Origin of the sequence: Sutcliffiella halmapala (assembly GCF_002019665.1) — a bacterium.
In the GTDB taxonomy this organism is placed as follows: Bacteria; Bacillota; Bacilli; order Bacillales; family Bacillaceae_I; genus Sutcliffiella_A; species Sutcliffiella_A halmapala.
This window is the reverse complement of record NZ_KV917375.1, coordinates 2,241,382-2,267,687: the sequence shown is the minus strand read 5'-3', so window position 1 is coordinate 2,267,687 and position 26,306 is coordinate 2,241,382. Positions and strand designations below refer to the sequence as shown.

Sequence of the window (26,306 nt, the reverse complement as noted above, 5' to 3'; positions counted from 1 at the left end):
AACGATTCGTTTTTCCCTCCTACTATTTATTTAAAAAACCAGGTTGCCAGAAAGTCAATTTACGATTTTTCTGGACAGCCTCTTTCTTATATATACTTTTATTCTACTGCATCTTCTTATTATAATATTTCACAGAATACATAGCACCTTCACTTACCATATTGTTATCTTCTATATCTTGAGGATCTGGATTACCTGCTTTTTCTAATGGTAAATTTGTATTTCTGTATTTCAATGGAATCATTTTATTTTTGATTTTTTTCGTTAAGGTTAGAAGTTTATTTCTATTAGGCTTATATGCTAGTAAGCCTACGCTTGTAAGACCAGCACCTACTAATAAATATGATTTAAGTGGACGAACATTCATCATGGTATCCTCCTATTGAATAAGTTTTATAATTATTCTTTTATAAATACCCTTCTAGTCGGAAGATAAAACATCGTTGATCTTATAAATCTCTCATGACTATTTTAAACCATGCTTTATCATTACTGCCTTTATTGCCATATAGTCCACATTCTCAGGTAATGCTTCTTTAATAGGCTTCAGCTTTTCATTTCCTACCTCTTCCACCGCTTGAATAATTTCCTTTTCATATTCTTTAGGAATAAAATCATCTAAATTAATCATCGTTGCATCCTCTTCGGCACACTTAAATAGATGATTTTGAACTGTGATGAGACTCATTTCTCGTTCTTTTGCAATCTCTTTAGTAGTAAGTCCTTCATTATATAGCTTCAACGTTTGAAGATGGCTAGGTTCGCCTGTATTACCTTTCAAACTTCTTTTTTCACGAACCGTTGTATCTTGTAAAACTGGCTTTATTTCTACATTATTCTGCTCAACGTACTTCACTATTGCTTCTAAAAAGACCTTACCATATTTTTCAAACTTATGTACCCCTACACCTTTAATTTCAAGCATCGTTTCTTCTTCAATTGGGAAGTGTTTACTCATTTCTCGTAAAGTACTATCTGGAAAAATCACATAAGGTGGTACTGCTTCTTCTGATGCAACTCCTCTTCTTAACTCTCTTAGAACTTCAAATAAATTATTATCTTCCACGATAGCTTCTACTTCTTTTTTCAGTTTAAAGAGAACCTTTTCTTGCCCTTTTAATACAGGTACAGCACGGGCTCCAATCTTAACAATCGGGTATTGCCCTTCTGTAAGTGTAAGATACCCTTCTGCAATAAGATTATTGATGAGGTCTACTAGATCCTTTTCTGTATATGTGTTCATAATTCCGTAAGTAGGTAACTTATCAAATCGAAATTGCTGTATTCTCTTATCCTTTGAGCCTTTTAAAACCTTCGCTACAAGAGTTGCACCAAAGCGTTCGTTCATTCTATGAATACAAGAGAATATTTTTTGCGCCTCCAATGTAATGTCGCGTTCAACAAAATCTTGCGAGCAATTGCTACATTTCCCACAATTGATTTCTGTTTCTTCCCCAAAATAATGCACAATATAAGATTGCAAACAGCGTTGTGTATAACAATAATCCATCATCGCTTGCAATTTTTGATATTCTTGCATTTTTCGTTGGGGAGAGCGAACACTTTCCTCGATTAAAAACTTTTGAACTTGCACATCTCTTGCATTAAATAATAGAATACATTCACTCTGTTCTCCATCTCGTCCAGCTCTTCCCGCCTCTTGATAATAGGACTCAACGTTTTTTGGCATATTGTAATGAATAACAAATCTCACATTCGATTTATCTATACCCATCCCAAACGCGTTAGTCGCTACCATAAGTTTTAGATGATCAAATAAAAATTCTTCCTGATAGTGCTTTCTTTCCTCTTCTGCTAAACCCGCATGATACTTTCCGACCTTGTAGTGTTTTTTTGTTAAGGTAGCATGAATTTGATCTACCTCTTTTCTAGTGGAAGCATATATAATTCCAGATTCCTCTTTATTCGCCTTTAGAAATTGTAACAAAAACGACTCCTTGTTCGTGCCTCTTAGTACAGAAAACGTTAAGTTCTCTCTTGCAAATCCGGTGACATGAGTATTACTCTCCGAAATATTCAACATACTTCTTATGTCTTCAATGACTTCTGCCGTTGCAGTTGCCGTAAATGCTGTGATAATAGGATTCCCTGCTATCTTTCTTATAAAAGACCCGACTTCTCGATAACTCGGACGAAAATCATGGCCCCATTGTGACATACAATGCGCTTCGTCAATCGCAATTAGTGATACATCGATGTGTTGTAAAAGGTTCATAAAGTCATAAGATTCTAATCGCTCCGGAGCTAAGTAAACAAGCTTTATTTCACCTTGTTCTATTTTGTTCAAGCGATCCTGGACTTCCTTATGGGAAAGTGAACTATTTATAAAAGTTGCCTTAATTCCCATGCTATGTAGTGTATCTACCTGATCTTTCATGAGGGAAATAAGGGGTGAAATGACAATGCTCACACCATCCATAAGAAGAGCAGGTATTTGATAACAAATCGATTTACCTCCACCAGTAGGCATGACCCCAAGAGTATTTTGTCTTGCTAGAATACTAGAAATAATCTTTTTCTGTCCAGGTCTAAAATCTTGATAACCAAAGTATTGTTGTAATAAATGGACGCCTTGTTCGTACATGTTACACCTCGTTCTTGGATTTTTTTCAAAATAAGGAGAATTCTGTTTTAGTAGATAAAGGACGCGAGGAAGAAAAGTGGCTAGTACGCCCTCATTTTACCTGAATTAACACGGAACTTCAACTAGTCTCCTATTATCACCTTCGATTAACCCTTTTTACTTGCTTTTTAATTTCAGAATGTTTAAAATTTACCTTACAATAAGTTTACTACCTTACTGATTGCTATATTTTTTAAAATTAAATTGTATACGCTTACATAACGTGGGTAGTCGATACTTATTAGTTATTTTTAGGGGGAGTTTTCCATGATTTACGCAAATCCAGGTGAAAAAGATTCGAAAGTTACGTTTAAGAGTCGTTATGAGAATTTCATTGGTGGAGAATGGGTTGCTCCTGTAAAGGGAGAATACTTTGAAAATGTTACTCCTATTACTGGACAAGTTTTTTGTGAAGTTGCAAGATCTACTTCTGAAGATATTGAATTAGCACTTGATGCTGCACATAAAGCAAGAGTAGCTTGGGGGCAAACTTCCGTTGCTGAAAGAGCAAATCTATTAAACAAAATTGCCGATAGAATGGAAGAAAATTTGGAAATGCTTGCAGTGGCAGAAACTTGGGAGAACGGAAAACCTGTTCGAGAAACATTGGCTGCTGATCTTCCACTCGCCATTGATCATTTCCGTTATTTTGCTGGGTGTATTCGTGCACAAGAAGGCTCATTAGGAGAAATTGACAATGACACTATCGCCTATCATTTCCATGAGCCACTTGGTGTCGTTGGCCAAATTATTCCTTGGAACTTCCCGTTATTAATGGCGACATGGAAGCTTGCTCCTGCCCTTGCAGCTGGAAATTGCGTTGTGTTGAAACCTGCGGAGCAAACTCCTGCATCCATTATGGTCTTAATGGAATTAATCGCCGACTTGCTTCCACCTGGTGTTTTAAATATTGTTAATGGGTTTGGCGTAGAAGCAGGTAAACCCCTTGCTTCAAGTGATCGAATTGCTAAAATTGCATTCACTGGCGAGACTACTACCGGCCGTCTAATTATGCAATATGCTTCTCAAAATATTATCCCTGTTACACTTGAACTGGGTGGTAAATCTCCAAACATTTTCTTTGAAGATGTTCTTGCACACGATGATGATTTCTTCGATAAGGCAATTGAAGGGTTTGTTATGTTTGCCCTTAATCAAGGAGAAGTATGTACATGCCCTTCTCGCGCATTAATTCATGAGTCTATTTATGATAAATTTATGGAAAGAGCATTAGAGCGCGTTGCCCAGATTAAACAAGGAAACCCACTTGATACAAGTACAATGATTGGTGCACAAGCATCGTCTGAGCAGTTAGAGAAAATTCTTTCTTATTTAGAAATTGGGAAAGAAGAAGGTGCAGAGCTTTTAGCTGGCGGAGAGCGTAATATGCTTGCAGGAGATCTTGCGAATGGTTATTATGTAAAACCAACAGTCTTCAAAGGCAATAATAAAATGCGAATTTTCCAAGAAGAAATCTTTGGCCCAGTCGTATCGGTTACGACTTTTAAGACTCCGGAAGAGGCGTTAGAAATTGCCAACAATTCCTTGTATGGTTTAGGCGCTGGTGTTTGGACGCGTGATGTGAATACAGCATACCGCTTTGGACGTCAAATTGAGGCAGGACGAGTATGGACTAACTGTTACCACGCCTACCCTGCTAATGCAGCATTTGGTGGCTATAAAATGAGTGGAATTGGACGCGAAAATCATAAGATGATGTTGTCTCATTATCAACAAACGAAAAACATGCTAGTAAGTTATAGCCCTCAAAAATTAGGATTCTTTTAAAATGAAGAAAGTACTAGCAACCGAGTCAGCTCTTAAACTCATTAAAAAACTTGTCTCTAAACACGGCCCCCTCCTCTTTCATCAGTCTGGAGGATGTTGTGACGGTAGTTCACCAATGTGCTATCCACGAGATGAATTTTTAATTGGAGATTCTGATGTATGTTTAGGAGAAATCGGTGGTACTCCTTTTTATATGAATAAAAAGCAATATGAGTACTGGAAGCATACACAGCTTATCATAGATGTCGTACAGGGCAGAGGCGGAATGTTTTCATTAGAAGGACCTGAGGGTGTAAGATTTCTCACTCGTTCTAAAGTGTTTCCAACATAAAAAGAAGGCAACCCTCTTATATTGTGGGTTGCCTTTTTTGTTTTAAGGGGGCACCTTATATTTTCAAGGTAGCCCAATAATTGATCGGTTGGGGAACCTTCTTACCCCTCTATCCTAGGTTGAGTTGGATCGCAGTCAGGTTTATGTGTTGCCGTAGATTGTGCTAATTTCATTAAATAATAACATTCTTCTCTTGCCATATGATCTGCCATAATGACCGAGAAGGTACCTAATAATTGATCTGTAAGTTGTAATTCTTTGATTTCATCTAAAAAAACCATAAAAAGTTCTATTTCTAACTTCACTTCTTTATTCATCCTATTTAACGCAGGAAATGATTCCACATTTGCTCGTAAGTAACCCGCAAGCTCTACTGCTTTGACATAAAACTCTTTGAAGTCATTTACAAAATCAAAGGATTTCATTTTTATTTTATGCTCAACCATGTCCAAACTATCGTTTATCCCTTGTGCATGCCCTGCTGCATCTAACAACCAAACTAGATGGTGATGGAGCTCATGGAATATCGGTGGACTTTCGCCTTTTTCTAAATATTGGTGGACATTTAAATATTCTTCTAATTCATTTACCATATGATTGATAAAGGTCGGTGGGAGATTGATACTAATTTTCCCTTCTAATTGTCTGCGTATAATTGAAAGTTTAAAAGCGCGTAATTGATCGGTGAGGTTTTTCGTTTCTTTCAGTTGTTCTTGGACATTACTTTCTGTCAGCCGCTTACTTGCTTCATACCACTTATCATATTCCTTCTTAAAGTATAAAGCCTTTTTCACGTCTTCTTCTTCTTTAGCTGCTAATGTATCTATAAAAAAGCGCGCATGATCTCCAAAAACCTGCATCCAAAAAAGCTGTTCAAACCTAGCATCCTCGATATAGCTCAAATTTTCGTCCCCCCTTCTACTCATTCCAAATATATTCCAGTGCTTGTAATTTATTTCTATTTGTCTAGAAAACATCCAAATTATATGATGTTTTTTTTATAAATCAGACAACCCTCCTCTTCTTTTCGCATACAAATTAATAGATAGACATGCCTATGAAGGGGAGCTGATTGTTCAATGAGATTTTTTATTGTGAAAAAAAGCTGGATTGTAACGGTAATGTTATGCTTTATCGTTGCTTTAGGAGGTTGGTACATTGTAAATGTTGGAATTATTCCAACCACAGGAAAACCAACACAGGAAAACAAACTTACTTATCATATGATAACGTCAGAATTTAAAACTACTTTAGCGGATGGGACAGAAATTGAGGCATACCGTTTCGATCCAGGTACTATTACGGTACCAAAAGGAAAGGATATTACCATAAGTATTATTGGAGTAAATGGGAGTGAACATCCTTATACCATTGAAGGAACAGATATATCTGGCGTAATTAAAAAAGGGGAAGAAACGATAATTAATACTCGTTTTGATAAACCTGGTGTCTACCAAATAATCTGCACCACCCATTCCGATCATGCTAGTCACAGTCATCACAAAACCCCACCAATGATTGCTTATATTTATGTTTATTAAGAGAGCTAGGTTCGTTCCTAGCTTTTTATTTTGAACAATTTTAAGCAACTTCTTAAATGAACCTTTTGCAAGCCCTCAGATTAATGGTATAATTTCAACGACATTAATTTTGGAGGAAATGCATACATGCTAACAGTTACAAATATAAGTTTACGTTTTGGAGATCGAAAATTATTTGAAGATGTTAATATAAAATTCATTCCTGGCAACTGTTATGGTCTGATTGGAGCTAATGGTGCTGGTAAATCTACTTTTCTAAAAATACTATCTGGTGAAGTGGAAGCTCAAACTGGTGACATACACATGAATCCAGGCGAACGTATGGCAATATTGAAGCAAAACCACTTTGAGTATGAAGAGCATGAAGTAATGAAGGTTGTAATTATGGGTCATACTCGCCTTTATCAAGTAATGCAAGAAAAAGATGCCATCTATATGAAAGAAGATTTTTCGGATGAAGATGGTATGCGTGCTGCTGAATTAGAAGGTGAATTCGCAGAACTTAATGGTTGGGAAGCAGAGTCAGAAGCTGCAATTTTATTAAAAGGTCTTGGGATTTCTGTAGATCTTCATGATAAAAAAATGTCTGAACTAACTGGTGGAGAAAAAGTTAAAGTCTTACTAGCTCAAGCACTATTTGGTAAACCAGATGTTCTATTACTTGATGAGCCTACGAACCATTTGGACTTAAAAGCTATTCAGTGGCTAGAAGAATTCCTTATTAATTTTGAAAATACCGTTATAGTTGTATCCCATGACCGTCACTTCTTAAATAAAGTTTGTACACATATTGCCGACTTAGATTATAGTAAAATCCAAATTTATGTTGGTAACTACGACTTCTGGTATGAGTCTAGTCAACTTGCTTCTAGATTAGCATCAGATGCGAATCGTAAAAAAGAAGAAAAAATCAAGGATTTACAAGCCTTTATTGCAAGGTTTAGTGCCAATGCATCTAAATCAAAACAGGCTACTTCTCGTAAGAAATTGTTAGATAAAATTTCTATTGATGATATTAAACCATCTTCTAGAAAATACCCATATGTTAACTTCACACCAGAACGTGAAATCGGAAATGATTTACTTCGTGTTGAAGGGCTAACAAAGACAATTGATGGTGTTACAGTTTTAAATAATGTCAGCTTTATTATGAACAAAGACGATAAAATAGCTTTGGTTGGCGCAAATGAAATTGCTAATACAACGCTAATGAAAATCTTAACCGGTGAAATGGAACCTGATAGTGGAACATACAGATGGGGGATCACGACTTCTCAGGCATACTTCCCTCGAGATAACTCCACTTACTTTGAAGGAGTTGACTCTAACTTAGTAGACTGGTTACGTCAGTTCTCCCCTAATGACCAAACAGAAAGCTTCTTACGTGGTTTCCTAGGAAGAATGCTATTCTCTGGTGAAGAAGTATTAAAGAAAGCTAGTGTCCTTTCTGGAGGAGAAAAAGTTCGTTGCATGCTTTCGAAAATGATGTTAAGTGGTTCTAACGTGTTAATATTAGATGATCCCACAAACCATTTAGACTTAGAATCCATTACAGCATTAAATAATGGGTTAATCAGCTTTAAAGGGTCAATGATTTTCACTTCACATGACCACCAGTTTATTCAAACGATTGCAAATAGAATGATTGAGATTACTCCAAATGGTTTCGTAGACAAGCAAATGGCTTATGATGAGTACCTAGAGGATCCAACTGTTCAACAGCAATTAGCTGAACTATACGCATAATGGAGAAAGCCTTCTTTCCGAAGGCTTTTTTTCTTCATTATGAAACCTTACTGACCACTCGTCCGTATAAGTAACATAGATTCCATTTTTCGTTACTTTATTACACTTTTAGGGTATAGTAATTTTATGTTTTCTATTTAATTTGTTAAGAAGAATGAGGTGTAAGCATGCCACAATCTAAGTGGTTTCGTATTGGCTACGGATTAATTGTAATTCTCTTAGTTATTTATTTGTTATCATTAGTTAATTTTATTTTCACACCAATCACTATTATGATTAAAACACTATTTGCACCGATTATTCTTGCTGGTGTGATGTATTACTTGCTCCGTCCTCTTGTAAACCTTGCAGCACGTTATATTCCTAGAGGTTTAGCTATCTTAAGTATTTATTTAATGTTTATTGGTATTATTACCCTCTTATTATTTCTAATCGGACCTACTTTGCAACATCAGGTAAATAGCTTAGTAGAAAATACACCGAAAATTATTAATGAAATTAGAGAATTTACTGTTGAATTGCAGGAAAATGAATATGTAGCAAGATTTCAGCAGGATGAGCGTTTTTCTTTAGAAGAGATTTCTGGAAAAATAGCTGATAATTTAAATGCTTATTTAACCGCATTTGGCTCAAATGTCATCAATATTATCGGTGCCATTACCGGATTTGTGATTTTGCTCGTTATTATCCCATTTGTCCTTTTCTACATGTTAAAGGATGGGGACAGATTACCTGAACAAGTCATAAAGTTTATTCCTCGACAGCATGAGAAAGAAGGACGTCATGTATTAAAGGATATGGATATTGCCCTTAGTTCATATATCCAAGGACAAATAATCGTTAGTGTTTGTGTGGGTGTCCTAATCTATATTGGCTTTTTAATCATTGGATTGGAATATTCATTAGTACTTGCATTAATTGCGATGTTCACTAATGTAATTCCATTTATTGGCCCTTTTATTGGAACCGTTCCGAGTGTTATCGTTGCTTTCTTTGATGAACCGATAATGGCTGTATGGGTTTTATTAGTAGTTATTATCGTTCAGCAAGTTGAAAGTAATTTAATATCTCCACAGGTTATGGGGAAAAAACTAGATGTACATCCTCTAACGATTATTTTCTTATTACTAGTAGCAAGTAAATTTGCAGGATTAGTAGGTCTTTTACTTGCTGTACCGACTTACGCGATTTCAAAAGTAATTGTTTTGCATACAATTCGATTTATTAAGCTACGAAAAGTTAAAGAAACGGAAGAGTCTTTGTTGTAAGTGAAGAAGCATGGAGTGGTCTCCCCCACTCTCATGCTTTTTTCTTATTGGCTAAGTAGCATTGCGAGACTAGGAAAATCCGCTTCCGCTTTTCTTCCCATTGGAACTTTGTAAGAAAACTTGTTATGATGGTATTATGTTTTTAGCTCATTAAATTATGAAAGTGCGGGGATTTGGATGGCACAAACACATACTTTTTCAAAAGGCGAAGAAATTGCCAATTCCATTACACATGGTATTGGTATCTTATTAAGTGTTGCTGCGTTAGTTCTCCTTATTATCTTCTCAGCCATTAACGGAACTCAGTTGCATCTTGTAACCTTTATTGTCTATGGCGTAACGATGTTAATGCTTTATACAGCCTCAACATTTTTACATGCATTACCAAAAGGGAAAGCAAAAAATGTTTTCGAGATCTTAGACCATTCATCAATTTATTTCTTTATAGCAGGAAGCTATACACCAATTACATTAGTCATAATGGATGGAGCTCTTGGCTGGACGTTATTTGGGATTGTATGGGCATTAGCCATTGCTGGTACCGTATTTAAGGTCTTTTTTGTTCGGAGATTTATTTTTGCTTCTACTATTCTTTATGTGTTAATGGGATGGTTAGCTGTTTTTGGGTGGAGTGAAATTACAGCTAAAGTCGGAACGAGTGGCATTGTATTTTTAGTGATGGGTGGAGTCGTTTATAGCCTTGGCGCTATCTTCTATATTTGGAGAGCATTCCCCTATCATCATGCAGTATGGCATGTATTTGTCTTAGCTGGAACAGTTCTTCACTTCTTTTTCATTATGTTATATGTACTGCCTGTAAGTTAATTTGAAAAGGTGGCAAAACAACTAGTTTTGTCACCTTTCGTTTTACAATAACTAAACCTGACTAATAGGTAGTAAACCTCAAAAGCTTTTGGATACGATACATTATTTTTTTTATGGTGGTTGTATCATCCTGATATGATTCTAAAGGTAGTGTATAGTTTGCCTCTTCATTTAACCATTGTCGCTGAAAGTACTCCTCTACTTCTTTTATGATTTCTTCCTGGTTTTTCGCTTTTATTTTAAGGTTTGTTTCTAAATTCAAGTCGTATAAGTTTCTCTTCGTAAAGTTTGCTGAACCACCTATTATTGTGGATTCATTCTCTTTTTTGACATAAATCATTTTTGGATGATATTGTTCACCTTTTGTATTAAACCACTTTATTTCAATATTTCCAATTCCTTCTTCGATTAATTCCGCTGCTACTGGACGATTAGGCAATCCGATCTTTTGTTGGCCAAATGCATGTTCATTTGGGTCAAGAATTAGCTGAATGGAGACACCTCTTTTAGCAGCAGTAATTAATTCTTCAATAACACTGCGTTCAGCTAAATAGAACATTGCCATCCATATTTCATCTTCTACTTCCGCTTCTTGGATTTCAGCCAGTACATGCTTTAGAATTTTTCCTTCCGTTAAAAGTTGAACCATTATTTCTCCTTCATTTTGCTTACTCGTATGGTTAGTAGGGAGCTTACCTCCCCCTGAAAAATCTAATACTGCTTGCTCAGTTACAAGAATATCTTGGATAATTCCTCCTGTTACTTCAAAAGCGATATTGGAATGAAAACCACTGGCATCATGTGGATTAGCAGAGGTTATAATAGCTGTTTGATCTGTAACAACAACCTTTCGATGGTTCGCCTTCACATTTAATAACTTTAAGTAAGAACGAACTGTGGTGTTAGGTGCATTTTCAGACAATGGATTTTTCACCCAGCCAGCCCCTTCTTGTCCAAACCACTGAAAAAAGACTCTCCATAACCCCGAGTATAATGGATTAGAATCTCGAAGAACATTTACATTTGTCTCTATAACCTGAATATCACTCTCTATTAGTTTTTTTAAATTTTTTGCTTCATGGGAACCATAAGTTGTGTTTATCATGTCAGTTATAAATACAATGTCAATTTCCGGATTACTTTTTTTCTTTTCTACTAAAGCATTCATTAGGTTATCACTCAATGGAGGAAAGTCTTTTTCTCCATCGTTATAGCCATTAAACAAAAACATATCTAATACAATAAACTCATTTGCTTCTTCAATTATTTTATTAATCCTATCAAATATTACATGCTCAGTAATAGTTTCATTCTCTTTTTGATACGTTAAATCATACAAAAAACTCACATCTGATACGAAGTGCTCTTCTCCTTCAAAAGAAACATTTTTCGGCAAAGGTTTATAACTATGATAAATGCTTGTACAAATAATGAGTGCGCTAATAAATACAATAAAACTTGTTAATTTATTTTTCTTTAATAAGCTGATCATACTAATCCTCCTTCGAACCTACCCACTATTAATAACATAAATAGAAGTAATTTCAACAAAACAAATAAGCTTGCCAAACAACAAGCTTATTAATCTAAAAAGTATACATTTTAGTGCTTACTATTATATTTTCACCAATTGATACCCTTTTTTCTTCCAGACATATTGAACACCTTGTTTAAATGACTGACAGGTTTTCACTCGAATGCTTAATCCCTTTCTAATCATTTGCTGTACAAATTGGGCATTTAACCCAACAAAGATTGCTTCGGATCCCATTAACTTTAAAGCTTCTGCTATTTGATCAAGATGGAATACGATTACCTCATCCACATCGTTGACAATACCAGTAAAATCAAAAATTATATACTCCGCCTTTTTTTGAGCACAGGCTAGTAATATGGAGTCCTTGGTGTATTGCATTCTTTCTTCTGTTAAAAGACCAGTTAGAGCTACTAGTAAAACCGAATCAATCGCTGTTCCTATTATAGGGGTGTATAGGCTTTTAAGGATTTTTTGTTGATTTTGTAATTCTTCTTCAAAATCCGTTACATCCTTCCATGTCAATATATATCCAGTTGGCTCATTCTTTTCGTTAAGCACTTGATCGACAATAATTTTAGCAGAGAAACGACTGAAGAGCTTTATCTGAGCGTTATGTGGAAAAATACCTTTTGCCAATATTGCATCCTGTCTCGGACCATGAAACTTAGAAAGATTTACTCCTATAAATTCCTCTGGTGTATGAATATTTAAGTAAGGGCCTATCTTTGATAAAATCTCTTTTGCTGAGCTATTAATCCATCTTATATATTGTTTGTCGTCCGCGAAAATTATGCTTTCTCCTATACTATCTAAAAGCTTTAATAAATGAACGTCTTTAAACATCTCTATATTATTTATCTTCATATATGTGACCATCTCCAATGCTAAGTCTTAGTATTGTTCCTTGCGCTACCTACTCTCCTATTAATGGGATTTTCACTAGCTGATCATCAGTTGAAGATGGGTTTCCTCTGCCATCGGTATTATTTGTTATTGCATATAAGTCGTCTCCATCGATCAAAACATCTCTTATTCTTCCAAATCCATCTAAAAGGATAAACTCCTCTTTCGTATCAAGGTCAAATCCACGAATCATTTCCCCTCGTAAGCTCGCCACATAAAGTTTTCCTTTATGAAATACCATACCTGAAGGTGCCCATGTATTTGTGCCAGAATGAAATAGAGGAGTTAACATCCCTTCCTCCTGTTCGTCGCCAGTAATGGATGGCCAACCATAATTTTCGCCAGGTTGTATAACATTGATTTCGTCTCTTGCAGAAGGTCCATGCTCAGATTCATACATCACTTCACCTTCTACATCCCACGCCATACCTTGTGGATTACGATGTCCATAAGAATATATGTAGGAATCAGTGAGGGGATTATCAGTTGGAATAGAGCCGTCTAATTCCATTCTTAGTATGCTACCTGTTAAATTAGATTTATCTTGAGCACTTTCTGGTTTATTAGCATCTCCTGTAGTTACATATAGCAACTTATCAGGACCTATCATAATTCGGCCACCATTATGATTAACCGCACCTTCTATATCTTCCAAAAGTGGTTTTTCTTCGACCCACTGTTTATTGCTATATTTTACTAATACTACACGATTTTTCACTTCTTCTGTACTTCCATATGTGTGGTATACAAATGCTAATTGGTTTGTATCAAAATCCGGATGTAAAGTGAAGCCTAATAAGCCCCCTTCTCCATGTTGCAGAAGTGGTTTCGTTAAGGATACCAATTCTCTATGAATCGTACCATTTTCCACTTTGGCTATGGACCCACTTCTTTCTGTTATAAAGAAAGTGTCTTGATGCTTGGAAATTGCCCATGGTACTTCCAAATTTTTCGCTATTATTTCTACTGATTCTTCACTTGTATTGGTCTCCACAGAAGTTGGTGGATTTTGATTACTATTTTCTTGGTTAAAATTCATACATCCTGTACTTATAATACTCAACATCGTTATCCCTAAAAATAGTGTTTTGTTCATTTGCACACACCTCTCTTTTCTCCATACCCTATTTAACTTATTTTAACCATTTATTTTGAGTTTAAGGCATTTTTATGATTCAGGGATTAAAGTATTTAAAAAAGCAAGACGAATAATCGCCTTGCTTCTAAACTGTTTCAAAGTAATCTTTATAGTAGCCACCAATATGTCCACTGTTATCTTCAACGAAGTAAAACTCTTCTGTTTCATTCTTCACTTCATAACTCTTTCCAGCTGTTAACATATTATTTACTAAGTATTTTTCCGCATTTGTATGTACGCATTTTACTACTTTGATACTTGGACGATCTTTCCATACTTCATGTATCAATTTCGGCACCTCCTACTAGAATTCACTTTTATCATATCTTATATTTGCTTTTTGTGCTAGTTCAATTGTAGCTAAGAAAACGCAGGATTCTCGTTAAACGCTATAAATGAAAAAGCTCTTGAGTAACCCCCTTCCTACTGAATCTCAATGAACATAACTTAGCTTCTTATCATATTATTAGTTGAGGTGATTAGTAAGTGAACGAGTATGCGTATACAGAATTACTCGCTTTATTTGGAATAGGTGGAGCACATCCAGGTGGGCTAGAATTAACCAAAGATATTTTAACGAATTATGACTTAAAAGACGCGAATGTATTAGAAGTAGGGTGTGGTACTGGGCAAACTTCAGCATATTTGCATGCACGTGATGCCAAGTTAACTGCAATTGATTACCATCCACTGATGGTGGAGAAAGCGAATAAGAGATTTAAAGAACAACAGTTAAAATACCATGCCCTTCAAATGAATATAGAAGAAACAAACCTGGCCTCTTCATCATTTGATTTCGTAATTGCAGAATCTGTTCTTTCCTTTACAAATCTCCAAAAGTCACTATCTGAGATAGTCCGACTTTTGAAAGCAAATGGAAAATTAGTAGCTGTAGAAATGACTAAAAAGAAATCCTTGCCATTATTATTAGAAATAAATATGAAGAAATTTTATGGTTTGCCACAAATACTGTCGAAGCAAGAATGGATGGAAGCTGTTGAGAAGTCTGGATTTCAACATGTTCAGATCCAGACTATTTCTCTTGTAGACATAGACCCATCTGAACCTGACATAGATCCTTCTTTGGATATTGGGAATGAGTACTTTGCTATGATGGAGGAGCATGAAAACTTAACAGCAGCATCAAGGCCTTATATAGAAGTAAGTTTGATTACTGCTTATTAAAGGCTACGCTGAAAATAGATAGGTATAGGACTTTCACGCTACAATATGTTTTGACGGTCCAGAAAAGCTTTCAGGTGCATTTCTTATTATGGAGATGCACCGATTAAGGAAGATAAAATTTCTTATAGCAATGCACTTTTATATAGACTGCATTTGGACAAGGTCTTTTCTGCGGTAAACACTTAAAATCAAGCCAATCAAGCCAGCGTAAATCAACTGAAATTGACCACCATAGCTGATAAAAGGAAGGGGAGTACCAGTAAGTGGCATTAATCCAAATACCATCATAATATTCCATACTGCTGCAAGCCCTATTATGCTCACACTTGCTAAAACTAGCATGACGCCTAATGGATCACTTGTTTGATGGCTAATATAAACAATCCTGATTAGAAATAGTCCAAAAGTGGCTAGTAATATAATACCGAAAAGCCAGCCTAAATGTGCAACAAGTGAAACGAAAATTAAATCCTGGTCAAAATCTAGAGTTGGAAGCACCTTCATAACCTCTGAAGAAGTTACTTTACCGAAGAACTTTGATTCGTTTAAGATCAGATTTAATTGTATTGGAAAATAGCCATAGGTTGTTGGATAAGAAGACGGATCAATAAACCCAAGCAACCGTTCATATTGATGTGGCCTTATGTTAATCCATAAAACTAAAAGAGCGCTAACTGAAAATACTCCCTTGATTAAGAACATCCGTTTCAACTGATCCTTTGCAATTGGTGAAAATGCCATAACTATTAGGAGTGTCAAAGAATAGAAAACTGTTAAAATAAGAGTTGGATTAGTGAAGAAAAAGTAATTGGGTAACAAAAACATCACAAGCGTAAAGACCCATAATTTCTTTGTTTCTCGATGAAGCTTTGATATCATTCCAACAAAGCTTATTACATATATAACACTTACTAACCAAGAATTTATGGAGAAGAAACCAACATTTAAGTAGCTAACTCCATTCATAGTGTGATTTGAAAAGTGTATGAGTATAGATAAAAGCAATGCTATTCCAAATAACCAGTGCCATATGTTGCTGATTTTTCTATAGTCGTAAAACATAAACATGACAACTACAACAACGGCCATAAGACTAAAAGCAACTTTTTTACTAAAAAACATTTCGCTAAATTCGACTGATAAAAAATAAAAAGGTACGGTCCCTAGTATTATTAATAGAGCAAATACCCCGATTAAAAACCAGTCAATCTTTGGCTTATGGATTATGTGCATCTCTTTCCCTAATATCGTCGGGTTTCCCATTTGTTCTATCGTTACCCTCTCTGCTTCTTCCTCTGAATATCCTTCGAGAATACATTCTCTTTTTCGTTGTTCTATGTGATGTTGTAATTCACGTTCAACAAAAATTTGTGCTTCTTTCGAGCGAATTTGATATTTAACTCGCTGTAAAAACTGGCTAATGGAAAGGGATGCTTTTTCAGTCATCAGCTTAATCCTCCATTCCATTCAAGTTTGACGTTCGTTTTCACTTTTTGTTGTATCTCTTTTTCACAAACTCTAATATAGTCCTTACCTTTTTTTTCTAAATCATAAAATTTAGTTGGGAAGTCTATATTGTCTAACCACATTGATCGTATGAGTTTTCTTTTTTCTAATTGATGAAGTAGAATATATAATTTTCCTTCTTGTTCGTTCAACACTTCTCTTCCAGCATGTTGCTGCAAGTATTTATAAATCGAAAAGCCCGCTTTTGCTTCTGCTTCAAGAGATTTCAATATCTGAAACTCTATGTTAGCTTCTAACTCGTCTCCAACTGAATTTAAGATGTTCTCTTGTTGTTTTTCGGAAAATCGCATATCACGAAAAACTGTTTTATTCATTGCTTTCTTTAAGCCTTTGAGTGGATCATTCATCACAAGTCCTCCTCACCTATTCTTTTTTTTATCATAAGTCTAGCTCGATTCAATCTTGTTTTAATCGTGTTTTCATTTTCTTTTGTCATTTGACTTATCTCTTTCGTTGTTAATTCTTCATAGTAATACAGGTATACAACTTCTCTATATATTAAAGGTAAATGAAGTAAAGCTTGAACAAGCCTATGTTCTTCTGATCTTTTTATTACTAGCTGATCGACGTCTTTCTCATTAGATTCCGCATTGTCAATTTTTTCCTCATCCAATACAAAATAACGATAATGCCAGCTCTTTAAATAATCTTTGCAGTGATTCATCGCGATACGATACACCCACGTTTTTATTGATGATTGTTGCTTGAAAGTATGTAGTTTCTTATAACATTTAAGAAAAATTTCTTGAGTTAAATCTTCCGCCATTGCATAGTCCTTCACATATGTATAAACAAGTTGTTGGATTGACTGCCCATAATCAATCATAATTTCATTTAACAATTGCTTATCACTTTTCGTTCGAATTGGTAAATCATCGATCATTTCTACATCTGACATTCCTGTACCCCCTTTCTCTAATTCTTTGACGAGGTCATTTTGCATTTAGTTTCAAAAATAATTCAACGTAAATTTTAAACAATGTTCCCAACAAAATTGCTTGTTAAATACACGCTCACGGGCTCTCATTATTGAAAATTCAGCAGAACCATTTTTCTTCGGATAAGGAAAATTATACTATTTTTTAGAAGAAAGTAGTTGATTTTCAAAGGGTTTCTTTTTGTTGGTTGCCGCAATCTAAAAAAACAGCTAATGTCTCCTGTAATGAGACATTAGCTGTTTTCGGTAACTTCTCTTTTTTGGCCTTTAAAATCTTCCATCATTATAACGGGAATATGGTTATTCTTTGCAAACTTATGTAAGTCCTCATACATTTCCTCTGGTTTGAAATTAACTAGTCTAAGTGGAAAGCGTTTATTTGCATAGAATACAAAAGCTCCTTTAGTAGACCAACTTACACGCTTAAATTCTATTTTTCGTACTTCCAATACAGAAACTCGTTTGTTAATAAGCTTTAAACTCAAAACAGTCATCCAATAATGAATTTCCTTATCCTTAATCCTAATATTATGTCGAATAGTTAAAGCAAAGAAGGATAAAGTAGCTAATGCAAGATAACAGAATCCAATTAGTCTATTCTCAGAAAGTTGATTGATGCCTTGAATAATACTAATAGAGATAAGAAAACCATGAAAGGCAGTCGAATATATGGCTTGATATACGATATTAATCACCCGTCTTTTCCAATATTATTATAATTACCCATTATTTATCATTATTTTGGCGCTAATCATCCAATTTTATGTAAGATTAAGCTAAAATCTACAATATATATGTTTTGTTGGTAACATTTATACAATGAAATGGGCTCATATACTTGTTACCATTTAAACTAGAGTGTCCGAGAGTTGCTATTATTCAACACAAGGAGGTTTTTTACATTATGAAAAAACTTATTACAATATCAACTCTAGCTGTTGCATTATTTACAGGAACTGGGTTCAGTGCACAAGCAGCAGAGTCATATAAAGTACAATCAGGTGATACCTTATATAACATTGGAAAAACTTATGGTGTATCTGCAAAAGAAGTTCAGGAAATTAACAATAAAGGGAATCATTTAATTTTCCCAGGTGAATCATTGCAGCTTCCAAAAACAGTTTCGGAAGAAGAAAAAGAAGTACTTGCGCAGCTAGTTCATGCTGAATCTAAAGGTGAACCCTATGCAGGAAAAGTTGCGGTAGCAACTGTAGTATTAAATCGCGTAGATAGCGAGCATTTCCCTGACTCTATTAAAGAAGTTATTTATGAAACGACTCCAGGTGGTGTCTACCAATTCTCACCAGTCCAAAATGGAGAAATTAATAAAGAGGCAGATGAAGAAGCAATGAAAGCTGTAGAGGAAGCGATTGCTTTCCATGGCGAAGGAAAGAATTCTTTATATTTCTTCAATCCTGATAAAACGAATGACCAGTGGATTCGTACTAGACCCGTAACGAAAACAATTGGCAATCATGTGTTCGCACAATAATCAAAGAATTATATTTTAAAAAAAGAAGAGGCTGGGACAAAAGAATATTTGTTAAAGAAAAATCCGAACTATTATGCGAAATTCTAAGTAGAGTTTTGCATTAGTTCGGATTTTTTTAGTTTGGCTCTGTTAAACACCGCTGTTGATTTCCGCACTAGGCTTCGCTTATCCAGAGGGCGTTGGTGGAGCCTCCTCGGCTTTGCCTGCGGGGGTCTCCACCAAACACTATCTCCCGCAGGAGTCTTCGCCTTGTGCTCCAATCAACACCTAGGTACTCTAAAAATCAAAAGTGTACTTTAAAAGGGGATTTAATTAATGTCCCAGCCTCATCTTTTTTATACCGTTTTATAGTTTTTATGATTGATTACTGTCCGAATTGGTTCGCCGGTGCTTGGATTTTTACCAATTTCGACAATAACAGAACTCTCTCTTATTACAATAACTTTACCTTTAGTTCCTTTATTCGTGCCAGTTTTGATTTGGATCGTATCCCCTATTTGAATACCATTAGCTTTTGTTTCTTCCATCACTATTCCACCTCATATTTAAGTTTATGTACCTTTTTATTATTACCCTTAATCAATCGAAAGCAAAATACTTTTTATGTATTCAAATGTAATTAATTGAATCGACTGCTTCTCATTAAAAAGTTGATGATTCCCCCCGTCAATCAATATTGCCTTACTGTTTGGAAATTTTTGAAGTAGAAAAGAAATATTAAAATCCCAATCAACTGTTTTATCCTTATTACCTTGAATCAAGTACAATGGTTCGACCTGTATTGGATATTGAAGAACGGTGTCTTGCCATCTAGATAAAGACACTAACCAATTAATTGGTAAATCAGAAAATTGTAGCGGATCTTTTTTCACAAAGTCTAAATAAACTTTGTTTGAAGCGTTTTTTCTAAATTTCCTTTTGATAGACTTTACTCTCTTCCCTAACAGTTTAACCCCTAACTGAGAAAAAGACCATAGGTATGGTTTAACAAGGGGAGCAACTAGTATAGTTTTTTGAAAAGTTGAAGGATACTTCACAATATAATCAGTTAAAACCGAACAACCTGTACTATGTCCAATTGCAAAAAATGGAACTTCTTTTTTAAAATCAGATTTAGAATGTAACACTACATCATGTAGTACTTGGATATATTCTTGAAAATGATTAATATCCCCTCTTGCTCCATATGAATAGCCATGCCCTGGCAAATCAAAAGTTATCACACCAAAGGAATTGTCTACAAGAAAATGAATTATTGGTGCAAGTGAACCAGAATGGTCTAAATAGCCATGAATTAATATAACGATTCCCTCTTTATTTTCAGGAATAAAACTTTGTGTAAAAACCTCTCCAGATGCACAAGGTAAAAATTCACTTCGGTAAATAGAATTCAAAGCTTTTAAATCATAAAGATTTAGATAGGCGTCTTCTTCGTAAAGTAAATGATTCCCATTTGTTTTCTTCATAATTTCATCCTTTACTAAGCTTGCTATTATTTAGTTTAACCTATTTTCAGTTGTGATGAACATTTTGAATAATTTAATGTTCTTTGGAGGATTATAACAGTAACAATTTAGGAAAGAGGTGAAATTTATGAACGTCAAAGGATTAGTTGTGACCGGTCTTGCTTTCACCATGCTAGCAACTGGTTGTGGAAACGTTAATGAATATGATACTGCAGGACGAGATGCCCCAAATGATTCACTTAATGTAAACTATGAGCAAGGTGATCGATTTACAGGGACACGTAATGTCCGAAATAATACCGTTAACCCCCGAAGAGTTAATGACAGAAATGAACCAAGATTAGCTATTGCAGATCGTGCCGCAGATAAAATTACTGACTTAAACGAAGTTAGGTCATGTAATGTTGTTGTCACGAATCGAAATGCTTATGTTGCTGCGGTGTTAGAAAATGGGAATCAAGATGAAGTAACAAGAGAAGTAGAGCGTAAAATAGCAGACCAAGTTAAAGCAACAGATTCTAATATACGAAATGTTTATGTGTCTGTTAACCCTGAATTTGTCGACCGTATGGACGGATATGCTAATGACTTACGTGAGGGAAGACCTATTGGTGGTTTTTTTGATGAATTCACAGAAACAATTGAACGTATTTTCCCTACTAATCGATAATTAAAATCAACAAGAGAGCCGGTTTCTATCAGCCGCTCTCTTGTTTCTATTTTAGCGCTGGTTACCCTGAAAATACGGTGGACGCTTTTAAAACACCCTGCTGATTTCCATACTAGGAACTCGCTTTGCGTAGGTGGTTTTGGTTGAGTTCTCGGCGGATTGAGCCGATTTTAGTAAGCAAGGTAAAAAGGCTTACACAGTGAATTTCACTTATGTAAGCCTTTTTTTATCATTTTGTATTCTTTTGGGCTTTCGATCGTACGTCTAATAACTTATTTTTGAGCTCGTTTTCCATAAGTACAAGTTCTTGTTCTACTTGCTGACGTTTTTGTCGTCCCTCTTGTTGAATTTGTAAGGTTTCTTCTAATGTTTCAATTAAATTCTCCTGCGTTTTCTTGAGGGTTTCTATATCTACTAGTCCGCGCTCATTTTCTTTTGCAGCAGAAATCGTATTTTGTTTAAGCATTTCAGAATTACGAAGCAATAATTCATTGGTCGTTTCTGAGACATTCTTTTGAGTAGCTACAGCTTTTTGTTGATTATAAAGGGAAACAGCAATTACTAACTGGTTTTTCCACAATGGAATGGCTGTTAAGATGGATGACTGTATTCTTTCTACAAGTGTCTGGTTTGTATGCTGAATCATCCGAATCTGTGGCGCCATTTGCAATGTAATCTGGCGACTTATTTTAAGATCATGTGTTCTTTTCTGAAGACGATCAGCAAATTGCATCATATCACTTACAGCTTGAACATCCATTTGGTTGTTAGTCGCCCTTGCTTTTGTTTCTAACGCGGGAACTAAAGTATGTTGAATCTCTTCCAATTTGTGCTCCGCTGCTGCGATGTATACATTTAATGCTTGAAAATAATCTTTATTTTTCTCATACAATGATTCCAACATAATATTGTCGCGTTGTAAGACCTTTTTAAAGCTTTCGAGCTGGTCAGCGATTTTATCAATTTCAAATCCTATTTTACGGTATTTTGTGAACATTTGGCTTACAGAATTGTTCACAGATCCAAATAATCTACCAAAGAAGCTTTTCTTTTGAGGTTCCAGTTCTCCCGGCTTCACTTCTTTTATTTTTCTCATTAAATCTGAAACCACTTCTCCCACAGGTCCCGCATCCTTTGCTTGAACGTGTGAAAGAATGGAATTAGAGAAATTGGAAAGTTCGTTTTGCGCTGTGATGCCATAAGAAGAAATAGCATGCTGATCATTGGGATCGATTTGTTTAGCTATCTCTCTCGCTCTAGTTTTCATATCTTCTGATAGAGAATCCATTACCTTTTCTTGCTTAGGTACTGGCTGCTCTTCTTCTTGAGCTACTAGTTCATTTTCCATTGTTGGTGTTGAAAATGGATTAGTTAATAAGTCATTTAACGTATCTTGTTTTACTTTTTCTTTAAGTTTTTCATTGTTATCCATTATTTCACCTCATATGCTACTTCTTATCGATTGTTAGATGTTGATTCAAAAGTTTTATTTCCGTATTTAAATTATTCATATCACCAGAAAGAACTACTAATAATTCCTTCTCCATATTACGTTCTAATTGTTTTAGAGCTCTTTCCGTATCTCTCAATGCAGTTGATACCTCATGCGTTCTAACTGGCTGTGAGAGTAATTGCACATATTTTTCAGTTATGATTGCAGAAGAATCTAAATGCTGTTGGAAAAAGGTTTGGGCACTTCGATATCGAATTGGTTCTTTTTCGACGATTTTAATTACTTTGTTCGATATTTTATAAAGTTTTGTAATGTTTTGGTAGACAAAGATTGATCTCACTTTAAACCTTGTACTATTAATTTTTTTCACTTTTTCTTTTGCTTCTTTAATTTGTGTGAGCGCATACTTCTTTTCTTTTCGTTCTATCTTGTCTAATTCGTCATTGGGTAACAATTTCCTTTTTAATAGCCAATAACTTATCAAAAATCCCACAATGGAACCAAGCACCCCAAAATGAACTTGATTGGTTGTGGTAAAAAAAACAATAACAAATGTCAGTATCGCTATATTGGAAGAAGCAATAAATATAAATGCTTGCTTTAAAAATCGTTTCATCTTCTCACTCCTCACCTCTTACTTTAGGCCTTTCCTTATGTTTAATACACTTATATTACTAATACGAATTAATTTATAAAAAGTTTCATTTAACTACTATCTTCATTATATATGATTTTGGAAGATAAAAAAATGCCCAACCTCTCAGCGACGTACACTTAAGGCTAGGCAATCCGTTATAATTTAACACAATCTACATAGTTTTAGATTCCAATAGATACATATTTTACCTCAAGATACTCTTCTAATCCTTGATGTCCTCCTTCTCGACCAATTCCGCTTTCTTTTAAACCACCAAACGGAGCCTGAGCTGATGAAGGAGCACCATCATTTACACCGATAATTCCATAATCTAGTCCTTCTGTCACTCGATAAACTCTTCCGATATTCTCTGTATAGACGTATGCAGCTAATCCATATGGTGAATGGTTCGCTCTCTTTAAAACTTCTTTCTCCTCTTTGAAGGTAGTGATTGGAGCTAATGGACCGAAAGTTTCTTCTTGCATACATATCATGTCATCAGTCACCATTGAAAGAACAGTCGGTTGCATTAGAGTCTTCTCTATCACATCTCCGCCGTAAGAAACGACTGCTCCTTTGTCTCTTGCGTCTTTTATATGCTCTTGAACTTTATCTAATGCATCTTGATCAATTAGTGGGCCGATATTTGTGCCTCTGTCTAAGCCATTCCCAACCTTCAACTTAGATACTTCTTTTACAAAAAGGCTTGTAAATTCTTCTGCGATGGTGTCGTGTACATAAATTCTATTTGCACATATACACGTCTGCCCTGCATTTCGAAACTTGGATTGAATAAGTCCATGGACAGCTTTTTCTAAATTTGCATCTTCAAAAACGATAAATGGCGCATGTCCACCTAATTCTAAAGAGAGGTTTTTCACTGTTTTGGAAGCCAGCTTCATCAATGTTTTTCCCACTTCGGTAGAACCTGTAAATGTCAGCTTCTTTACCTTCGAGCTATTCATTAATGTTTCTCCAATATCGCTTGATTTACCAGTAATTACTTGAAGTACCCCTTTTGGGATTCCAGCCTCGTGCGCATACTTTGCAAGTAAAAGTGCTGTTAAAGGCGTCTGACCAGCAGGCTTTACAATTACCGTGCAACCTGCTGCTAATGCAGGGGCTACTTTTCTAGTGATCATTGCTGCTGGAAAATTCCAAGGGGTAATGGCTGCAACGACACCAACCGGTTGTTTTTGAATAAGAATTCGTTTGTTTTCTTGCGATGTAGGCATGGTCTCGCCATAAATCCGTTTTCCTTCTTCTTTATACCACTCTATGAAGCTATTAGCATACATTACTTCTCCTAATGCTTCCTTGAACGGTTTCCCTTGTTCTTTTGTTAATGTTTCTGCGATGATTTTCTTATTTTCGTCTAACAAATTAAACCATTTTTCCATTAGCGCTGCTCGTTCATACACAGAGGTTTCTCTCCAAGATTCAAATGCATCAGAAGCATGTTCAATAGCCTGTTCTAACTGTTCCTTTGAAATACTTGGCACCGTGCCGATAACCTCTTCGGTAGCTGGATTGGTTACTTCTATTGTCTTTTCCGTCTGAACCCACTCACCGTTTATGTACATCGAATACTTTTCCATTATGTTTCCTCCTCCTTGTATCACACTATACTTTTATCTTACTTTATATATTCACTTAGTTTTGTACTTTCCCTTTTTTCCGCACAAAAAAACACCTTTCGCTAAGGTGTTTCCTGTTTAACAACTCGGATAGGTTGTCTAAAGAGCTTGAGTGCATACATAACTATTAAAGTTAAAGATAATAAACCGAAGATAATCGCCATCATCTGTAAACCAATGGTATCAAGGAATAGTCCTGTACCTAGAAGGACGACTTGGAACATTACCCTGTCAAGCATATTACGGAACGAAAAGAAGCGACCATGATATTCTCTTGGAATTTTCGTTTGAAAAATCGTTGAAGCAATCGGGAAAAAGCATCCTACTGCTAAACCAAAAATACCAAACGATACTAGTGACATAATTTTCATATCAGCAAAAAACAATGTTAAGTGCGCGACAGCTATCAAACCAGCAAAAATAAACATTAGCTGAACCATATTATTATCATTAGACAGCTTTTTCACAGCGAAAGCTCCTATCATAAAACAAATACCTTCCACTGTATAAATTAAACTTTTGATCGTTTGATCATCTTGAAGTTCACTAATATTAATAACCATTAAGTTAAATCCACCAATAAAGAGCATTGGTACAATCGTTAAGATTAAAACTGTTAAGGCGATTGGCGTTTCTTTTAATACAGGTAATACCTCTTTAAAACTGCCCGAACCTTTGGCACCATTTTTTCTATCCTTTGCCTCTGGTCCTTCATCAAAATTAAGAAGGAATGTTAACATGAACAATATTCCATAGGCAACCATGGATGCTAAATAAAGAGAGGATAAACTCATGATAATTAACATTGCTCCAGCAAGGGCAGTACCAGCAATCCTTGAGATAGTGGACACATTCATGTGTACACCGTTCATTTGTAATAAATCCTTATCTGCCACAATCAATGGAATGGACGATTGTAATGCAGGGAAGTAAAACGCGGCTGAAAGTTGGATAGTGATCATAAATAAAATCATAAAAATAATAGATTGATATTCTATAGCTAAAAACATAAAACATACACTGAACATTCGAACAAAGCCCGAATAAATCATTACCTTCTTCTTACTGTATAAATCAATTATCTTTCCAGCATAAGGTCCTACTAAAACTCCAGCGAGTAGTCCAATAAATAAGATAAGAGCCTTTGCAAAGTCAGATGGAACTTGCGCTTGCATAAACTCAAGATTTCCGATAATTCCTGTCCAGAGGCCAATCCCTGCAATAAATTCACCGAGTAATATGATCCATACGTTTCTATTTCTCCACATGGTTGCGAGCTCCGTTCTACTTTTGATAAGTAAAATCATACCACGCTTAAAGACTTTTCGCCACTCGAAGTTTCTTTTAAATTTATCCCACAGTAAATCAATCCGAACAGACAATTAAAGAGATTCTCCCCTGACAGTAATTTATATTGAAGAGAGATTTCAGTGTCGTTTAAGGATTAAAATAGTAACTTTGTTATTATCGAAAAATGGAATAAAATATTAAAGAGCTTGGTGATCCACCAAGCTCTTTTTCCTGTGCCAAAAGAGATAATATATTTCATTGTTCCATTACATCTCATAGTATTTCTTAAGT

Annotated in this window: 26 protein-coding genes; 9 read left to right on the top strand and 17 right to left on the bottom strand. The window is 35.3% G+C overall.

What is annotated here, in order from left to right:
- Positions 1–103 precede the first annotated feature (103 nt).
- Both BK580_RS11110 and recQ read right to left on the bottom strand, forming a co-directional pair.
- Complete coding sequence (locus tag BK580_RS11110; protein WP_235864034.1) at positions 104–370, bottom strand: hypothetical protein; 267 nt, start codon at positions 368–370, stop codon at positions 104–106.
- 96 nt (positions 371–466) lie between these two features.
- A complete protein-coding gene (gene recQ, locus BK580_RS11105; protein WP_078380386.1) occupies positions 467–2,605 on the bottom strand; it encodes a DNA helicase RecQ in 2,139 nt (712 codons plus the stop codon).
- Positions 2,606–2,911: 306 nt separating this feature from the next.
- Here recQ and adh point away from each other — a divergent pair, with 306 nt between their 5' ends.
- Entirely contained in the window at positions 2,912–4,432 is a 1,521-nt protein-coding gene (gene adh, locus BK580_RS11100; RefSeq protein ID WP_078380385.1) for an aldehyde dehydrogenase, read from the top strand.
- Position 4,433: 1 nt separating this feature from the next.
- Positions 4,434–4,763: a DUF779 domain-containing protein gene (locus BK580_RS11095; RefSeq protein ID WP_078380384.1), complete on the top strand. Its 330-nt coding sequence runs from the start codon at positions 4,434–4,436 to the stop codon at positions 4,761–4,763.
- Positions 4,764–4,864: 101 nt separating this feature from the next.
- Here the strand turns inward: BK580_RS11095 and BK580_RS11090 are convergent, their stop codons facing one another.
- On the bottom strand, positions 4,865–5,689 hold the full coding sequence (locus tag BK580_RS11090; RefSeq protein ID WP_078380383.1) for a DUF2935 domain-containing protein: 825 nt from the start codon (positions 5,687–5,689) through the stop codon (positions 4,865–4,867).
- Between the two features lie 153 nt (positions 5,690–5,842).
- On the opposite strand from BK580_RS11090, the gene BK580_RS11085 reads away from it, so the two are divergent.
- From BK580_RS11085 to trhA, 4 genes are all read left to right on the top strand, one after another.
- On the top strand, positions 5,843–6,304 hold the full coding sequence (locus BK580_RS11085; RefSeq protein ID WP_078380382.1) for a cupredoxin domain-containing protein: 462 nt from the start codon (positions 5,843–5,845) through the stop codon (positions 6,302–6,304).
- Between the two features lie 126 nt (positions 6,305–6,430).
- Positions 6,431–8,050: an ABC-F family ATP-binding cassette domain-containing protein gene (locus tag BK580_RS11080; RefSeq protein ID WP_078380381.1), complete on the top strand. Its 1,620-nt coding sequence runs from the start codon at positions 6,431–6,433 to the stop codon at positions 8,048–8,050.
- A gap of 167 nt (positions 8,051–8,217) precedes the next feature.
- The gene (locus tag BK580_RS11075) at positions 8,218–9,318 is read left to right on the top strand and encodes an AI-2E family transporter (RefSeq protein WP_078380380.1); all 1,101 of its coding nucleotides are present in this window, start codon (positions 8,218–8,220) and stop codon (positions 9,316–9,318) included.
- Positions 9,319–9,495: 177 nt separating this feature from the next.
- Entirely contained in the window at positions 9,496–10,143 is a 648-nt protein-coding gene (gene trhA, locus BK580_RS11070) for a PAQR family membrane homeostasis protein TrhA (protein WP_078380379.1), read from the top strand.
- Positions 10,144–10,204: 61 nt separating this feature from the next.
- Here the strand turns inward: trhA and BK580_RS11065 are convergent, their stop codons facing one another.
- The 4 genes from BK580_RS11065 to BK580_RS11050 all read right to left on the bottom strand — a co-directional run bounded on the left by BK580_RS11065 (position 10,205) and on the right by BK580_RS11050 (position 14,010).
- Positions 10,205–11,635 (bottom strand): phospholipase D family protein, encoded by a 1,431-nt coding sequence (locus BK580_RS11065; RefSeq protein WP_078380378.1) that lies wholly within the window; start codon positions 11,633–11,635, stop codon positions 10,205–10,207.
- Between the two features lie 123 nt (positions 11,636–11,758).
- The gene (locus tag BK580_RS11060) at positions 11,759–12,544 is read right to left on the bottom strand and encodes an STAS domain-containing protein (RefSeq protein ID WP_078380377.1); all 786 of its coding nucleotides are present in this window, start codon (positions 12,542–12,544) and stop codon (positions 11,759–11,761) included.
- 49 nt (positions 12,545–12,593) lie between these two features.
- The gene (locus BK580_RS11055) at positions 12,594–13,679 is read right to left on the bottom strand and encodes a PQQ-dependent sugar dehydrogenase (RefSeq protein ID WP_078380376.1); all 1,086 of its coding nucleotides are present in this window, start codon (positions 13,677–13,679) and stop codon (positions 12,594–12,596) included.
- 127 nt (positions 13,680–13,806) lie between these two features.
- A complete protein-coding gene (locus BK580_RS11050; RefSeq protein ID WP_078380375.1) occupies positions 13,807–14,010 on the bottom strand; it encodes a DUF6501 family protein in 204 nt (67 codons plus the stop codon).
- A 197-nt stretch (positions 14,011–14,207) separates the two neighbouring features.
- Between BK580_RS11050 and BK580_RS11045 the strand changes: the two genes are divergently transcribed.
- On the top strand, positions 14,208–14,906 hold the full coding sequence (locus BK580_RS11045) for a class I SAM-dependent methyltransferase (RefSeq protein ID WP_078380374.1): 699 nt from the start codon (positions 14,208–14,210) through the stop codon (positions 14,904–14,906).
- A 138-nt stretch (positions 14,907–15,044) separates the two neighbouring features.
- Here the strand turns inward: BK580_RS11045 and BK580_RS11040 are convergent, their stop codons facing one another.
- The 4 genes from BK580_RS11040 to BK580_RS11025 form a co-directional block, all read right to left on the bottom strand.
- Positions 15,045–16,352, bottom strand: coding sequence for an FtsW/RodA/SpoVE family cell cycle protein (locus tag BK580_RS11040; RefSeq protein WP_169864943.1), 1,308 nt, complete (start codon positions 16,350–16,352; stop codon positions 15,045–15,047).
- On the bottom strand, positions 16,352–16,780 hold the full coding sequence (locus tag BK580_RS11035; RefSeq protein WP_078380372.1) for a helix-turn-helix transcriptional regulator: 429 nt from the start codon (positions 16,778–16,780) through the stop codon (positions 16,352–16,354). The genes BK580_RS11040 and BK580_RS11035 overlap by 1 nt, the downstream gene beginning before the upstream one ends.
- On the bottom strand, positions 16,780–17,331 hold the full coding sequence (locus tag BK580_RS11030; RefSeq protein WP_078380371.1) for a sigma-70 family RNA polymerase sigma factor: 552 nt from the start codon (positions 17,329–17,331) through the stop codon (positions 16,780–16,782). The genes BK580_RS11035 and BK580_RS11030 overlap by 1 nt, the downstream gene beginning before the upstream one ends.
- 272 nt (positions 17,332–17,603) lie before the next feature.
- Positions 17,604–18,065, bottom strand: coding sequence for a hypothetical protein (locus tag BK580_RS11025; RefSeq protein WP_078380370.1), 462 nt, complete (start codon positions 18,063–18,065; stop codon positions 17,604–17,606).
- A 209-nt stretch (positions 18,066–18,274) separates the two neighbouring features.
- Between BK580_RS11025 and BK580_RS11020 the strand changes: the two genes are divergently transcribed.
- Entirely contained in the window at positions 18,275–18,862 is a 588-nt protein-coding gene (locus tag BK580_RS11020) for a cell wall hydrolase (protein ID WP_169864940.1), read from the top strand.
- A 335-nt stretch (positions 18,863–19,197) separates the two neighbouring features.
- On the opposite strand, the gene BK580_RS11015 is transcribed toward BK580_RS11020, so the two are convergent.
- Positions 19,198–19,389 (bottom strand): DUF2187 family protein, encoded by a 192-nt coding sequence (locus tag BK580_RS11015; protein WP_078380369.1) that lies wholly within the window; start codon positions 19,387–19,389, stop codon positions 19,198–19,200.
- 48 nt (positions 19,390–19,437) lie between these two features.
- On the bottom strand, positions 19,438–20,328 hold the full coding sequence (locus BK580_RS11010) for an alpha/beta fold hydrolase (RefSeq protein ID WP_078380368.1): 891 nt from the start codon (positions 20,326–20,328) through the stop codon (positions 19,438–19,440).
- Positions 20,329–20,455: 127 nt separating this feature from the next.
- Here BK580_RS11010 and BK580_RS11005 point away from each other — a divergent pair, with 127 nt between their 5' ends.
- Positions 20,456–20,998: a YhcN/YlaJ family sporulation lipoprotein gene (locus tag BK580_RS11005; protein ID WP_078380367.1), complete on the top strand. Its 543-nt coding sequence runs from the start codon at positions 20,456–20,458 to the stop codon at positions 20,996–20,998.
- A gap of 229 nt (positions 20,999–21,227) precedes the next feature.
- Here the strand turns inward: BK580_RS11005 and BK580_RS11000 are convergent, their stop codons facing one another.
- The 4 genes from BK580_RS11000 to BK580_RS10985 all read right to left on the bottom strand — a co-directional run bounded on the left by BK580_RS11000 (position 21,228) and on the right by BK580_RS10985 (position 25,993).
- A complete protein-coding gene (locus tag BK580_RS11000; RefSeq protein ID WP_078380366.1) occupies positions 21,228–22,430 on the bottom strand; it encodes a toxic anion resistance protein in 1,203 nt (400 codons plus the stop codon).
- 16 nt (positions 22,431–22,446) lie between these two features.
- Positions 22,447–23,067 carry a 5-bromo-4-chloroindolyl phosphate hydrolysis family protein gene (locus BK580_RS10995; RefSeq protein ID WP_078380365.1) on the bottom strand — a complete coding sequence of 207 codons (621 nt, stop codon included), beginning with the start codon at positions 23,065–23,067 and terminating at the stop codon, positions 22,447–22,449.
- A gap of 203 nt (positions 23,068–23,270) precedes the next feature.
- Positions 23,271–24,686, bottom strand: a complete 1,416-nt coding sequence (locus tag BK580_RS10990) for an NAD-dependent succinate-semialdehyde dehydrogenase (protein ID WP_078380364.1) — start codon at positions 24,684–24,686, stop codon at positions 23,271–23,273.
- Positions 24,687–24,787: 101 nt separating this feature from the next.
- Complete coding sequence (locus BK580_RS10985) at positions 24,788–25,993, bottom strand: MFS transporter (protein WP_078382738.1); 1,206 nt, start codon at positions 25,991–25,993, stop codon at positions 24,788–24,790.
- Positions 25,994–26,306 lie beyond the last annotated feature (313 nt).

Coding starts and splice junctions, on each gene's coding strand:
- BK580_RS11055 (WP_078380376.1), bottom strand. CDS start 13,679: ATGAACAAAACACTATTTTTAGGGATAACGATGTTGAGTATTATAAGT.
- BK580_RS11005 (WP_078380367.1), top strand. CDS start 20,456: ATGAACGTCAAAGGATTAGTTGTGACCGGTCTTGCTTTCACCATGCTA.
- BK580_RS11035 (WP_078380372.1), bottom strand. CDS start 16,780: ATGAATGATCCACTCAAAGGCTTAAAGAAAGCAATGAATAAAACAGTT.
- BK580_RS11075 (WP_078380380.1), top strand. CDS start 8,218: ATGCCACAATCTAAGTGGTTTCGTATTGGCTACGGATTAATTGTAATT.
- BK580_RS11010 (WP_078380368.1), bottom strand. CDS start 20,328: ATGAAGAAAACAAATGGGAATCATTTACTTTACGAAGAAGACGCCTAT.
- BK580_RS10995 (WP_078380365.1), bottom strand. CDS start 23,067: ATGAAACGATTTTTAAAGCAAGCATTTATATTTATTGCTTCTTCCAAT.
- adh (WP_078380385.1), top strand. CDS start 2,912: ATGATTTACGCAAATCCAGGTGAAAAAGATTCGAAAGTTACGTTTAAG.
- trhA (WP_078380379.1), top strand. CDS start 9,496: ATGGCACAAACACATACTTTTTCAAAAGGCGAAGAAATTGCCAATTCC.
- BK580_RS11110 (WP_235864034.1), bottom strand. CDS start 370: ATGATGAATGTTCGTCCACTTAAATCATATTTATTAGTAGGTGCTGGT.
- BK580_RS11040 (WP_169864943.1), bottom strand. CDS start 16,352: ATGACTGAAAAAGCATCCCTTTCCATTAGCCAGTTTTTACAGCGAGTT.
- BK580_RS11065 (WP_078380378.1), bottom strand. CDS start 11,635: ATGATCAGCTTATTAAAGAAAAATAAATTAACAAGTTTTATTGTATTT.
- recQ (WP_078380386.1), bottom strand. CDS start 2,605: ATGTACGAACAAGGCGTCCATTTATTACAACAATACTTTGGTTATCAA.
- BK580_RS10985 (WP_078382738.1), bottom strand. CDS start 25,993: ATGTGGAGAAATAGAAACGTATGGATCATATTACTCGGTGAATTTATT.
- BK580_RS11090 (WP_078380383.1), bottom strand. CDS start 5,689: ATGAGTAGAAGGGGGGACGAAAATTTGAGCTATATCGAGGATGCTAGG.
- BK580_RS11000 (WP_078380366.1), bottom strand. CDS start 22,430: ATGGATAACAATGAAAAACTTAAAGAAAAAGTAAAACAAGATACGTTA.
- BK580_RS11015 (WP_078380369.1), bottom strand. CDS start 19,389: ATGGAAGAAACAAAAGCTAATGGTATTCAAATAGGGGATACGATCCAA.
- BK580_RS11020 (WP_169864940.1), top strand. CDS start 18,275: ATGAAAAAACTTATTACAATATCAACTCTAGCTGTTGCATTATTTACA.
- BK580_RS11080 (WP_078380381.1), top strand. CDS start 6,431: ATGCTAACAGTTACAAATATAAGTTTACGTTTTGGAGATCGAAAATTA.
- BK580_RS11085 (WP_078380382.1), top strand. CDS start 5,843: ATGAGATTTTTTATTGTGAAAAAAAGCTGGATTGTAACGGTAATGTTA.
- BK580_RS10990 (WP_078380364.1), bottom strand. CDS start 24,686: ATGGAAAAGTATTCGATGTACATAAACGGTGAGTGGGTTCAGACGGAA.
- BK580_RS11060 (WP_078380377.1), bottom strand. CDS start 12,544: ATGAAGATAAATAATATAGAGATGTTTAAAGACGTTCATTTATTAAAG.
- BK580_RS11030 (WP_078380371.1), bottom strand. CDS start 17,331: ATGTCAGATGTAGAAATGATCGATGATTTACCAATTCGAACGAAAAGT.
- BK580_RS11095 (WP_078380384.1), top strand. CDS start 4,434: ATGAAGAAAGTACTAGCAACCGAGTCAGCTCTTAAACTCATTAAAAAA.